Annotated in this window: 12 protein-coding genes and 1 tRNA gene; 1 reads left to right on the top strand and 12 read right to left on the bottom strand. The window is 70.4% G+C overall.

All coding sequences use genetic code 11. From position 1 onward, the window contains the following. A partial coding sequence (locus tag RB146_07475) for a hypothetical protein (protein MDQ7828818.1) occupies positions 1-232 on the top strand: 232 nt, incomplete at its 5' end. Positions 233-587: 355 nt separating this feature from the next. On the opposite strand, the gene RB146_07470 is transcribed toward RB146_07475, so the two are convergent. The 12 genes from RB146_07470 to RB146_07415 all read right to left on the bottom strand — a co-directional run bounded on the left by RB146_07470 (position 588) and on the right by RB146_07415 (position 11,953). After that, on the bottom strand, positions 588-1,037 hold the full coding sequence (locus tag RB146_07470; GenBank protein ID MDQ7828817.1) for a hypothetical protein: 450 nt from the start codon (positions 1,035-1,037) through the stop codon (positions 588-590). A 36-nt stretch (positions 1,038-1,073) separates the two neighbouring features. Then, a complete protein-coding gene (locus RB146_07465) occupies positions 1,074-1,361 on the bottom strand; it encodes a hypothetical protein (protein ID MDQ7828816.1) in 288 nt (95 codons plus the stop codon). Positions 1,362-1,386: 25 nt separating this feature from the next. Further along, a complete protein-coding gene (locus RB146_07460; protein MDQ7828815.1) occupies positions 1,387-2,781 on the bottom strand; it encodes a hypothetical protein in 1,395 nt (464 codons plus the stop codon). 632 nt (positions 2,782-3,413) lie between these two features. After that, a tRNA-Leu gene (locus tag RB146_07455) sits at positions 3,414-3,498 on the bottom strand. 84 nt (positions 3,499-3,582) lie between these two features. Further along, complete coding sequence (gene secG / locus RB146_07450; GenBank protein MDQ7828814.1) at positions 3,583-3,804, bottom strand: preprotein translocase subunit SecG; 222 nt, start codon at positions 3,802-3,804, stop codon at positions 3,583-3,585. A 125-nt stretch (positions 3,805-3,929) separates the two neighbouring features. Next, positions 3,930-4,694, bottom strand: a complete 765-nt coding sequence (tpiA, locus tag RB146_07445; protein MDQ7828813.1) for a triose-phosphate isomerase — start codon at positions 4,692-4,694, stop codon at positions 3,930-3,932. Between the two features lie 43 nt (positions 4,695-4,737). Next, a complete protein-coding gene (locus tag RB146_07440) occupies positions 4,738-5,922 on the bottom strand; it encodes a phosphoglycerate kinase (GenBank protein MDQ7828812.1) in 1,185 nt (394 codons plus the stop codon). An 80-nt stretch (positions 5,923-6,002) separates the two neighbouring features. Next, the gene (gap, locus tag RB146_07435) at positions 6,003-7,016 is read right to left on the bottom strand and encodes a type I glyceraldehyde-3-phosphate dehydrogenase (protein MDQ7828811.1); all 1,014 of its coding nucleotides are present in this window, start codon (positions 7,014-7,016) and stop codon (positions 6,003-6,005) included. Between the two features lie 53 nt (positions 7,017-7,069). Continuing rightward, complete coding sequence (locus RB146_07430; protein ID MDQ7828810.1) at positions 7,070-7,438, bottom strand: small basic family protein; 369 nt, start codon at positions 7,436-7,438, stop codon at positions 7,070-7,072. A gap of 39 nt (positions 7,439-7,477) precedes the next feature. Further along, complete coding sequence (locus RB146_07425; GenBank protein MDQ7828809.1) at positions 7,478-8,227, bottom strand: DUF881 domain-containing protein; 750 nt, start codon at positions 8,225-8,227, stop codon at positions 7,478-7,480. A 4-nt stretch (positions 8,228-8,231) separates the two neighbouring features. After that, the gene (locus RB146_07420) at positions 8,232-8,879 is read right to left on the bottom strand and encodes a V-type ATP synthase subunit D (GenBank protein ID MDQ7828808.1); all 648 of its coding nucleotides are present in this window, start codon (positions 8,877-8,879) and stop codon (positions 8,232-8,234) included. A gap of 77 nt (positions 8,880-8,956) precedes the next feature. Next, positions 8,957-11,953 carry a V-type ATP synthase subunit B gene (locus tag RB146_07415; GenBank protein MDQ7828807.1) on the bottom strand — a complete coding sequence of 999 codons (2,997 nt, stop codon included), beginning with the start codon at positions 11,951-11,953 and terminating at the stop codon, positions 8,957-8,959. Position 11,954: the final 1 nt, after the last annotated feature.

The following is an 11,954-nucleotide window of genomic DNA, read 5'->3' as shown; positions in this document are numbered from 1 at the left end:
TCAGCACGCCCGCCGCAATGAGAAGCACAGGAAGGCCACAGCAAATGGCGAGGACTGCGAGCCCCAGGAGGGCATCCCCACCCTGCTTCATGGATGCTCAACGCACGCCGACGGGTTCCTGCTCAGGCTTTCTGGTATCCTCGCGCTTGGTGTCCTCGATCTTCACGCGTTCGGTCTCGGCTTGCTCCTCGCGGAGCTCCTTCGGCAGTGGCTCACAGCAGCCGCACATTGAAGTCCTCCTCGCAGGAAAGGTAATCGATACGGAATTCCGAATATGACTCTAACAGGCCCAGCCTCCTCGTGTCAATCTGGCGCAGTCGAAGGAGTGTGCCTGGATCGTGGTTACCCTCCTTGGGTGCCCATGCGCGCAAACGGGAGGACCGCCAGGCGGCCCCCTTCCTGGCAGGTCCTCCCTCCGGCAGAGTCCGCGGGCCGGATCGACTTGAACCGGACTCAACCGGATACCGTGGTCATCGGGAGGGAACCGGCTTTAGCTGTCCCGTGGTGGGCACGGGTCTGATCGGTCCGCAGCACACTTGCACTCACCTCCTCTCGCAAAATCCGAAATGTCATGTCCCGGCGCGGTTCTACCCGGAGATCTGACAGGCCCCGCACCAGTCGTATGTCTTTCCCTGCCGCGAGTGGAACTGGTGCAGCATCGGCGTCATCATGCCGCCCATCTTCTCGTTGGCCACTGCCCGCATCTGCGGCGGCATCTCCTCCATCAACTCGTTGAGGATCGACACCTCACCGACCTGCGCCTCCTCGGGCATCCCCGACATCAGCCGCAGATGGGTGCCCAAGAGAGCGTTGCGCGCGGCGTCGGGAAGTTCCAGGAGCACCTGCATCCGCGTGCCGATCAGCTTCTTCTGCTCCTCCCGCGGCAGCGTCACGAGAGCGGCCATCATCTCACGCATCCCCCGGGCCCGCTCTTCTTCGCTCGCCTCCGCGAAGAGGCGCAGCCGCTCGCCCAGGAGCGTCTTCCGCTGCTCCGGCGCCAGCCTGGCCATCGCCTTCACCATGTCGATCATCGTGATCTTCCTCCTCCCTGCACCTGTTCGCCCTTCCCATCGTCAGGCGGGTATGACCCGCCGGTCGTACCAGTGCTTCAGCGAAACAGCCGCCACCGCGCCCAGGAGCGCGGGGAAGATATAGATCTCCTGGTAGCGCACGTTCTCAAACCAGTGCCCGAAGACGGGCGAGCCCAGCCACCCGCCGACCCAGCCAAAGACTAGATCCGTCGCGACCTCCGCGGCGCTCCGCGGCCCGCCGGGTGCGGCACCGATCACGATCTTGGCGGCAACCACGACAGTGCCGATGCCCAGCAGTGTGAGGAACGCTAGAAAACCGATGCCGACCATTGGCGTCACCTCCTTTCGCACGACCTTAGGTCCGTGCCAGCGCTAGATCCATCCGGCGCATCAACGTCCGGCGGACCTCACCTGGGAGTTGGGCCATGCACCAGAGCCGATCCTCGGCCATCACCTGACGGGTCTGCTCAGGTGCCTCATCAAGGGCTTGCTGCATCGCCCGCATGTATGTCACACACTGCTCCTCCGGGAGGGTGGCGAGTCCCGGGAGAATCTGGAGCAGCACGCGCCGACGTACCTCCGGCGGGTGCGCCGGCAGCACCACCGCCGCCATCTGCTGGACGATCGCCCGGCGCTGGTTCACCTGGGCCACCACCCGGAAGGGGAGCAGTACGGCCAGCCCCCACAGGAAGAACAGGAGCCCCACCAGCCACTGCGGCCACGGGTTCCAGGTCCCGAAGTCCCCCTCGATGAGGAGCATGAAGCCAAGAAACAGCGGCAGGAACCCGACGACGAAGAGGACCTCCTTGATCCAGGTCTGCCGTCGGGTCTCTTTGATGAACGGCTCGCCGATGGCCCGCTTGTAGCCGCCGCGGACAACGACCAGCCACAGCGCACCGAGCGTGAGCAACAGCCAGCCCAGCGGATGGTGCCCGGCCTCCAGGGCCTCGTGGATCTCGTGCCAGCTGGCCGCCGTGAACGGGGCCGCGCCCTTGAAGACGTGGTGGAAGCCCCACCCGATGGAGAGCGCAGCGAGGATGAGGAGCCCTTCCTTGAAGAGGATGCCGTCCCACCCGCCCCAGCGCCCGGTGATCAGGCGATTCATCCGGGCCAGCAACTTGTTCATTCCACGAAGCGGGATGATTGGCACGAACCCGGCGGCCATGGCGTAGGCAATCCCCCACCAGTCCCACTTGGGGATGGCAATGGGGATGCCGGCCGGTGGATGAGGGCCGAGCATGTAGCGGAGTCCCAACACGGTGACGATGATGCCGCAGCAGAGCACCCGGCCGTCCCCGAAGAGGAGGTCGGGACGGAAGAACATCCGGATGGGCTGGCCGATTCCCTGGTGTAGGCTGGGCAGGATGGCGAAGATCGTGAGATCCAGGGGCAGGAGTAGCCACAGCACGAGCTTGGCCGCATAGGGGAGGTTTGACTGTAGCACAAAGCCCACGAACGGAATGTAGGCCATGCTCAGCACGCCCAGGATGAAGAGGGCGGGACGATAGCTGAGATACCGGCGACCCAGACGGTGGCCGACCGGCCAGAGCATGAGAGTAGTCACCGTGGCCCAAATCGCCATCGGGACCGTGTACTCGCGCCCGGTCAACGCCCAGGCCACCGCCAGGGCCACCCAGAGCACGATCAGGACGGGGAGGATCTCATGGGCGAAGCCAATCAGGATGGGCAGGTCCGGGGGGACGATTCGCGGGGCACCCTCGGAAACTCTCGCGTCTCCGGCCTGAACCATAGTACGCCCCTCTCTGGTAAGGAGTTACATACGACATTTCTGATGTATGTACGGCAGGAAGCTACTGACTATTCCAGCCGGCTCGCGGCAGCGTCCAAGGAGAGGCCTGCGTGCGGAGCCTACCTTCGCTGAGCGAAGGCCCCGGAGCGGCGTGATGCCTATCTCAGTTCAAATCCGCCAGTCGCCGGTCACTGACGATGTGGAAGGGAATGCCCAGCGTGAAGTTCTTTCCCGCGCCGCCCTTGAGGGATGACTGCGATCTGGCCGCGGGCTTTCAACGCCGCCTTGCCGCCCATCCCGGATAAGGTGGATCGGGACCGCACGATCTTGAGGCAGTCAATGGCGAAATCGCACTAAGGCCAGAAAGCAGCGGACCAGTCGCGGAGTGTCGCGCGCCTTCCAGGCAGATTTGGGAGGTGCGCGTCGAGCAGGACAACATCCCAGCGCAGCTTGCTGTACTTCGCGGCGCCGAGGCGGAGGTTCGTCACGCTCGGCAGTTATGCCAGGGGAAGCGTCTTGGCGTAACTCGTTTTCTCAAGGTACAACCACAAATCAGGGGTTCCCTAGACTGTTAAATGTTACTGCGGCGAGCTCGAATTGTAGGAGAAAACGAAATACGAACAAGCGTTCGCTGGTGCCGGGAGGGGGATTCGAACCCCCACGGGAACCCCACACGCCCCTCAAGCGTGCGCGTCTGCCAAATTCCGCCATCCCGGCACGGGTGGCACCCTCATTATACCCCGCCTGTCCCCTACCAGGGCCGGGGACCGCCGGGGCGGGGTCCGGTCCGCCGGCACCGCTTCAGCGCAGGGAGAACGCGAGGAAGGTCGAGGTGAAGACGAAGAGGACCGCCAGCGCCGTGGTGATGCGGGTGAAGAGCGTCTCCCGCGGCCGCGGCCCGTGGAAGAGCCGCGCGCTCCCTCCGATGGCCCCCAGCCCCTCCCCCTTCGGCCCCTGCAGCAGCACGACGCCGATGAGGAGGACGGCGATGACGAAGTGGACGATCAGGATGGCCTGTTCCACAAAACGCCCTCCCTACAGGGCACCGGGCATCCTGCCCCCGCTCGGGCATCCGGCACCCACCGCCGGGCATCCGGCACCCGCCCTCGGCGGCCCCGGGAGATTGTACTACGTGACCGGAGGGCCGCCTACAGGGCCGGGACCGCGGCCAGCACGATGCGGGCGAAGCTCTCCGCCTCCAGGCTGGCCCCGCCCACCAGGCCCCCGTCCACCTCGGGCTGGGTGAAGAACTCCGCGGCGTTGTCGGGGGTAAGGCTCCCCCCGTAGAGGACCCGCATCTGGGCCGCCGCGTCCCCGAACCACTCCGCCAGCCATCCCCGGATGAGCCCGGCCATGCGGTTCCCCTCCTGGCCAGTGGCCGGGCGGCCGGTGCCGATGGCCCACACTGGCTCGTAGGCCACCACCAGCGCCGCGGCCTCATCGGGGCCGATCCCCTCCACGGCCGCCCGCAGCTGCCGCGCCACCACCGCCTCCGTGCGCCCCGCGTCCCGCTCCTCCAGGGTCTCCCCCACACAGAGGATGGGGATGAGCTCGTGGGCGAAGGCGGCGGCCACCTTGCGCCGCACCATCTCGTCGGTCTCCCCGAAGTGGGCCCGCCGCTCGGAGTGGCCGAGGATCACGTAGGTGCACCCCAGCTCCCAGAGCATGGGCGCGGCCACCTCGCCGGTGAAGGGCCCGCGCGGTTCCCAGTGCATGTTCTGGGCGCCCAGCTCCAGCGCCGTGCCGGCGACGAGCCGGCCGACCTCCTGCAGCGCCGTGAAGGGCGGGCACAGGACGATGTCGACGCCCTGCACCGGCGCGACGAGCGGCTTGAGGGCCTCGACCAGCGCCGCCGCCTCCCGCGTGGTCTTGTGCATCTTCCAGTTGCCGGCCACGAGCGGCGTCCGCGCCATCCCACCCTCCTTCCGGGCGATCCGGCAGCCGACGGGCGGCAGCCTACGGGCGGTCCTGCAGCACCGCGACGCCGGGCAGGACCCGCCCTTCCAGGAACTCCAGGGCCGCCCCGCCGCCGGTGGAGACGTGGGTCATCCGCTCCTCCAACCCCAGGCGGCGCACGGCGGCGGCGCTGTCCCCCCCGCCCACCACGGTGATGGCCTGTGAGCGGGCCATCGCCTCCGCCACCGTGCGCGTGCCGGCGTCGAAGGGCGGCACCTCGAAGACGCCCATCGGCCCGTTCCACACCACGGTGCCCGCGCGCTCCACCACCGCAGCGAAGCGCTCTCGCGTTCGCGGGCCGATGTCCAGGCCCATCTGCTCGGGAGGGATCGCCTCCACCGGCACCACCTGGTGCGGCACCCCCGGGTCGGCCGCCGGCGCCACCACGACGTCCACCGGCAGCTCGAGCCGGACCTCGCGTCGCTGCGCCTCCTCCATGAGCTCCCGGGCCAGGGGCACCATCTCCGGCTCCCACAGGGACTTCCCGACCTCCAGCCCCCGCGCTTTCAGGAAGGTGTAGGTCATGGCTCCGCCCAGCAGCAGGGCGTCGGCGCGGGTGAGCAGGTGGCGGATGACCGGGATCTTGTCGGAGACCTTCTTCCCGCCCAGGATGGCCGCGAAGGGCCGGACCGGGTCGTCGAGCACACGCCCCAGGTAGGCCAGCTCCTTCTCCATGAGGAGCCCCGCCACCGCCGGCAGGTACCGGGCCACCCCCACCGTGCTGGCGTGGGCCCGGTGGGCCGCGCCGAAGGCGTCGTTCACGTAGAGGTCGGCCAGCGCGGCCAGCTGGCGGGCAAAGGCGTCGTCGTTGGCCTCCTCGCCCGGGTGGAAGCGCAGGTTCCCCAGCAGCAGGACCTCGCCCCGCTCGAGCCGCGCCACCGCCGCCTCTACCTCGGGGCCGACCACTGCCTCCACCGTGTGGACGGGCTGCCCCAGCAGCTCGCCGAGCCGCTGCGCCACGGGGGCCAGGCGCAGCGCCGGATCAGGCCGGCCGCGCGGGCGCCCCAGGTGGGAGCAGAGGATGACGCGGGCGCCGCGCTCGAGCAGGTAGCGGATGGTGGGCAGGGCCGCGCGGATGCGTAGGTCGTCGGTGATCCGGCCGTCCTCCAGCGGGACGTTGAAGTCCACGCGCACGAGGACCCGGCGTCCGTCCACCGCCACGTCCCGGATGGTCTGCTTCGCCATGCGCCCTCCTGGCACCGGGGCCCGGACACACGGAGAGGGCGGAGGAGCCGCCCCCCGCCCTCTCCGCACCGCCGTCGGTCCTACAGGCCCCGCTGCGCCATGTACTTCACCAGGTCGGCCACGCGGCAGGCGTAGCCCCACTCGTTATCGTACCAGGTGAAGACCTTCACCAGGTTGCCGCCCAGCACCGTGGTCAACCCCGCGTCGACGACGCCCGAGTAGGGGTTGCCCTTGAAGTCCATGGAGACCAGCTCCTCCTCGGTGTAGCCGAGGATCCCGCGCAGCGGTTCCTCGCTCCACCGCCGGAAGGTGGCGTTGAGGGCGTCGCGGTCGCCCGCCGGCCGTTCCAGCTCACAGACCAGGTCGACGATGGAGACGGTGGGCGTGGGCACGCGCATGGCGATGGCGTCCATCTTCCCCTGCAGCTCGGGCAGGACCAGGAAGATCGCCCGGGCCGCCCCGGTGGGCGCGGGGATGATGTTCAGCGCGGCCGCCCGCGACTCGCGGAAGGACTCGCCGACGACGTCCAGGATGCGCTGGGTGTTGGTGTAGGAGTGGACCGTGGTCATCAGGCCGCGCCGGATGCCGTACTCGCGGCTGAGGACCTTGGCCGTGACCGCCAGGGCGTTGGTCGTGCAGGAACCGTTGCTGACGATGGTGTGGCGGGCCGGGTCGTAGGCCTCGTGGTTCACGCCCATGTTCAGGGTGATGTCCTCGCCCCTGGCCGGCGCGGTGATGACCACCTTGCGGGCGCCGCCGGTCAGGTGGCCGCGCGCCGCCTCGGCCTTCGTGAACCGGCCGGTGGACTCGATGACCAGCTCCACCCCGGCGTCCCGCCAGGGGATGCGCGCGGGCTCGCGCTCCTGGAAGACCCGGATGGCCTGGCCGTCCACCACCAGCTCCCCGTCGCGCACCGCCACCGTCCCCGGATAGGCGCCGTAGTTGGAGTCGTGGGCGAAGAGGTAGGCGTTCATCTGCGGGTCGGCGATGTCGTTGAGGGCGACGACCTGCACCGTGTCGGCGGCCCGCTCGCGGATCGCCCGCAGGGCCTGCCGGCCGATGCGGCCGAAGCCGTTGATCCCCACCCGGACCATGCTCTCCCCTCCTACCGCCCGGCGCTGGCCGCCGGGCGCTGTCACCGTCTCGTTTACCCCGACACCGGGCCCGTCCCGCGCGGCCGCCGCAGGTAGGCGTCGAGCAGGTCCCGCCGGATGAAGCCGGCGTTGTCGAAGATGCGGATGCTGAAGGCGATGACCGCGCCCAGGTAGAGGTCCAGCCCCAGCAGGTCGCCCAGCCCGGCCAGGAAGGCGGCGAAGCCGGCGTTGATGACGAAGCCCGAGACGAAGATCCCCAGGTCGAAGCGTCCCTCCAGCTGGCTGCGCACGCCGCCCAGGATCGTGTCGATGGCGGCCAGGATGGCGATGGCGGTGTACTTCACGTAGGCCAGCGGGATCTCCACGGAGACCAGCAACCCCAGGAGGATGCCCACGATCAGCCCGATCACCGGCAACCACATGCGCGCTCCCTCCTTCCTCCGCCGGCCGCCCGGGTGACCTTACTCCTGGGGACGGGCGTAGGTGACGTGCAGGATGCCGCGGTAGGCCGGCACCCGCACCCGTGCCTGCGGGGTCACCTGGACCGGGAAGCCGAAGGCCTCCAGGACCTCCAGCGGCCCCCCGGGGCGGCGCAGGTAGCGCACCAGCGCGTCGGGGTCGCCGATGGCCTCCAGCCGGTAGGGCGGGGCCAGCCGCTTGGTGTTGCACAGGATGGTCGTCCCCACGCAGCTGATGCCGGTGGTCCCGACGAGGCGTTCGCCGTTGATGGCCACGGCGTCGGCGCCCGCCGCCCAGAGGTCGTTCACCACGGCGTGGAGGTCGGTGTAGTGGAGGATGGTCTTGTTGGGGTCCTCGCCGGGCCGGATGGGGCGCGGGCTGTCGCGCAGCTCCACCGCCACCCCCGGCCCCTCCAGCGGGACGAGCCCCGCCAGCACGCGCAGGTCGCGCACCCGCCGGTTCTGCCGGGCCAGGCTGGACTGGCCCACCGCCGCCTCCCGCTCCGCCTCGGCGATCTGGTCACGCAGCTCGGCCAGCTCCGCCTCCAGCACGGCCCGCCGGTGCTCCAGCTCCTGGAGGCGCACGCCGAGCTCCCCCAGGCGCACGCCGGGCACCTGCAGGTGGCGGCGGATGAGCAGCTCCGTGCGCACCTGGGCAGCCAGGAGGAAGCCGGCCACGGCGAACAGCCCGGCCAGGAGCAGCGGCCAGCGGGCCGCGCCGGGCCGGACGAGCGGAGGAGCGCCCGAGGCCATCCCCCTACGCCGGCACCCCCGCCTCCCGGGCCTCCAGCTTCCGCTTGATGCGCTTCAGCCGGAAGATGTCCTCGCGGGCGCGCTGCTCCAGCACCGCGGCGATGTAGCGGATCTCGGCGCGGATGCGCGGGACGACGACCTGCTCCAGCGCGTTCACCCGGCGGGTGGTCTTCTTGATCTCCTCGCCCAGCTTCCTGAGCTTGATCTCGGTGATCGCCACCTGGAAGATGGCGTCCAGCAGCGCTTCGAACTTGGCCGTCGTCTCCATGGTGCGCGCGCTGGTGGCCACGGGGTTGGGGGCGTGCTCGGCCGCCGGGCGGCGCACCCCGGTCACGCGGACCTCCGGGATCTTCGTCCCCCAGACGTTGCGGATCTCCACGTCGACGGCCAGGGCCCGCCGCTCCGCCATGGCCGCCGCCTCGAGGGCCGGCTTCCCCTCCACCGCCTTGGCCAGGCTGAGGAAGACGTAGGCGTCCTGGGCCACGGCGGCCAGCCGCTCGCGCGCGGCCAGCGCCTCCCGGACGACTTTGAAGAAGTCGGCCACCAGCGCGTCGCGCTTGCGCTTCAGCAGGTCGACGCCCTGCTGCGCCACGCGCAGCTGGTTGCGCCGCTGCAGCAGGTTCATGCGGGTCGGACTGATCAGCTCAGGCATCGCTGCTCCGCTCGTCCCTCCGGTCGGTCGCGGGCGCCGTCGCGCCCCGGCGCCGCTTGCGCGGCGCCGGGCGAACCTCAGCGCGGCAGCCGCCGGTCCTCCCAGAGCTTCTCCATGGTCTCGCCGAAGTAGTAGCGGTCCACGTGGTCCTGCTTGATCCGCTTCAGCTCCTCCTTCGGGAACATGGAGAGGAGCCTCCACCCCAGCGTCAGCGTCTCCTCGATGGAGCGGTCGGTGTTGCCCTGCCCCAGGAACTCCCGCTCGAACCGCTCGCCGAACTTCAGGTAGAGCCGGTCCCGCTCGGTGAGCGCCTCCTCGCCGATGATGGCCACCAGCCGCCGCAGGTCCACGGCGTTGGCGTAAGAGGCGAAGAGCTGGTCCTTGACGTTGGCGTGGTCCTCGCGCGTGCGCCCCTTGCCGATGCCGTCGTTCATCAGCCGGGAGAGGCTGGGCAGGGGGTTGATGGGCGGGTAGATGCCGCTGCGGTGCAGGGCCCGGCTGAGCACGATCTGCCCCTCGGTGATGTAGCCGGTGAGGTCGGGGATGGGGTGGGTGATGTCGTCGTCCGGCATCGTCAGGATGGGCAGCTGCGTCACCGTCCCCTTGCGCCCCTCGATGCGGCCGGCCCGCTCGTAGATCGTGGCCAGGTCGGTGTACATGTAGCCGGGGTAGCCGCGCCGGCCGGGGATCTCCTCGCGGGCCGCCCCGATCTCCCGGAGCGCCTCGCAGTTCGAGACGATGAGGCCGTTGGCCACGGCGAAGTTGTGGGCCGGCAGCACCGTGATGTCGTAGACGTGCCCGTCCGAGGGCGGGCAGCGGTCGATGGCCACGATGCGGTCGAGCACCGTCTCCTCCTCCAGGAGGCGGCGCAGCCGCGCCAGCTCAGGGTCCTCGGGGCCCACCTGCCCGGCCAGGCGGGCGACCCACCGCTGCAGCGTCGCCCGCGAGGTCCGCCGGGTCCCGGCTTCCACCTGGGCGACCGTGCTGGAGGGGCCGAGCGTCGCCGCCCGGACGCCGTGCCGCTCACGCACCTGGCGCAGCAGCCTCCCGCAGCTGCGCGGGGCCAGCTCGAAGCCCGCGGCCGCGCGCGCGCCGCCCGCGGCCAGGTCCAGGCGCCGGCGCTTCTCCGGGTGGTGCGCGCCGACGACGCGGGCGAACGTCTCCATCTCCCGCCCCTCGACCAGGACGTCGCAGACGGTCACGTCCCCGGATCCGCCGACGTTACGGCGCGTCTGCACCCGGCTCACGATGCCGAGCCGGCGGAGCAGCAGCTGGAGCCGGGCGGCCCGGCCGCGGCTCCGGGTGGTGAGCTGGAGGTGACGGACCCGGCCTGTCCGGGTGAGCACGCACGACCCGTTGCCGTCGAAGTAGCCCCGCAGGAAGGCCGCGATCAGCGACTCGGGCAGGCGAATCAGCGGGCGCAGGTCCTCGGGCAGCCCCAGCGCGCGGGCCAGGACCAGCAGGGTGCGGCTGTTCACCCGGGCCATGGGCACCCCGTCCTGGTTGGGGTGGACGTGCACCGCGAGACCCGGGAAGAGCGCCTGCAGCGTCCTGACGAAGCGGTCCACCAGACCGGGCTCCCGGTTGGCGAAGGAGAGGGAGTACGCGCCCCGGGCGGCGTTCTCGTAGACCGACCCGTCGGCGGCGACGAGGCCGAGGGCATAGAGCAGCTCTTCGGTCAGGACGGCCGTCCCCAGCCGCAGGCCCTCACGCGTGCCGGCGGTGATGCGCTCGACCTCGGGCAGGAAGGTGGCCAGCACCGTCCCCGTCCCCCGGGCCACGGCCGTCAGGTCAGCCACCGAGAAGCAGGCGTGGCCGCGACCGGCCGTCACGCGACCGTACGGCAGCCCCAGCACCGCAGACGCCCGGCGGAGCGTCTCGTAGCGGGCCCGCAGGGTGTCCGCCACCAGCCCGTTCCGCATGTGGACGAAGAGGCGGTCGGCCTCGGGTGAGGCCGCCAGGAGGTCGAGGACCGTGGGCTGCCAGGGCTCGACCACGGGGAGGCGGCGCGCGGTGTAGATCTCGTCCCCCACCCGGAGCACGCCGGCAGGGACCATGGCCGGACCGTCTGGCGTGTCGACGAGGATCTTGTGGTCGGCCGTCACCCGCAGCTCCGCCCCCGACCGCGTCCGGAGGCGCACCAGCTCCGGCGGGGCCGGGAGCCGGAAGGTCCGCGTCACGGTGCCGGGCACCACGCGCCCCTCGTGCAGGGACACCACCGCCGCCCCCTCGGGGCGCTCCACCAGCTCCCGCGCCGCCACGATGCGGCCGTCGGCCAGCAGGACCTCCTGCGCCCCGTCCAGGCAGTAGTTCGTCATGTCGGTGAGGACGACCAGGACGTGGGCGCCCAGCTCGTAGGCCAGGTACTCCGCGGCGGTGAGGGCCAGCCGCGGGGTCATCAGCCGCTCGATGGCCGGGTCGTCGGCCAGGTTGAGGAAGACGACGCTGCGGGCCAGCGCCCCCGTGGACTCGAACTGCTCGATGAAATAGGCCGCCTCGCGCTGGGTGATCCCCATGGCGGCGAAGACGACGTTGAACTCCTCCTCCTGACCCAGCACCTTGGCCTGGCGGGCGATCTGGGCGGCGATCTCGTTGTGGGGCAGCCCCGCGCCGGAGAAGATGGGCAGCTTCTGACCGCGCACCAGCGTGTTCAGCCCGTCGATGGCGGAGATTCCGGTCTGGATGAACTCCTGCGGGCGCAGCCGCGCCACCGGGTTGATGGGCGCGCCGATGATGGGCAGGCGCCGCTCCGGGATGATCGGCGGCAGGCCGTCGATGGGCTCGCCGCGGCCGTTGAAGCGCCGCCCGATGATCTCGCGGCTCACCCCGAAGCGGGCCACGTCCTCCAGCAGGCTCACCGCGGTGCGGGCCACGTCTAGGCCCGTGGTCTCCTCGAAGACCTGGATGACGGCGTGGCGGTCGGAGACCTCGATGACCTGCCCGCTGCGCACGCTGCCGTCGGGCAGGTGGATGTTCACGATGGCCCCGTAGGCCAGGTCGCGGGCTCCCTCGACGAAGAGGAGGGGCCCCGAGATGTAGGAGATGGACTGGTAGCGCTTGACCGCGAGTTCCATC

This window comes from Armatimonadota bacterium (assembly GCA_031081585.1).
In the GTDB taxonomy this organism is placed as follows: domain Bacteria; phylum Sysuimicrobiota; class Sysuimicrobiia; order Sysuimicrobiales; family Humicultoraceae; genus Geohabitans; species Geohabitans tengchongensis.
The sequence above is the reverse complement of the archived record's forward strand: the minus strand, read 5'-3'. Positions and strand labels throughout refer to the sequence as shown.

Coding starts and splice junctions, on each gene's coding strand:
- RB146_07440 (MDQ7828812.1), bottom strand. CDS start 5,922: ATGGCGAAGCAGACCATCCGGGACGTGGCGGTGGACGGACGCCGGGTC.
- RB146_07465 (MDQ7828816.1), bottom strand. CDS start 1,361: ATGGTCGGCATCGGTTTTCTAGCGTTCCTCACACTGCTGGGCATCGGC.
- RB146_07460 (MDQ7828815.1), bottom strand. CDS start 2,781: ATGGTTCAGGCCGGAGACGCGAGAGTTTCCGAGGGTGCCCCGCGAATC.
- RB146_07425 (MDQ7828809.1), bottom strand. CDS start 8,227: ATGGCCTCGGGCGCTCCTCCGCTCGTCCGGCCCGGCGCGGCCCGCTGG.
- RB146_07420 (MDQ7828808.1), bottom strand. CDS start 8,879: ATGCCTGAGCTGATCAGTCCGACCCGCATGAACCTGCTGCAGCGGCGC.
- RB146_07430 (MDQ7828810.1), bottom strand. CDS start 7,438: ATGTGGTTGCCGGTGATCGGGCTGATCGTGGGCATCCTCCTGGGGTTG.
- gap (MDQ7828811.1), bottom strand. CDS start 7,016: ATGGTCCGGGTGGGGATCAACGGCTTCGGCCGCATCGGCCGGCAGGCC.
- tpiA (MDQ7828813.1), bottom strand. CDS start 4,694: ATGGCGCGGACGCCGCTCGTGGCCGGCAACTGGAAGATGCACAAGACC.
- RB146_07415 (MDQ7828807.1), bottom strand. CDS start 11,953: ATGGAACTCGCGGTCAAGCGCTACCAGTCCATCTCCTACATCTCGGGG.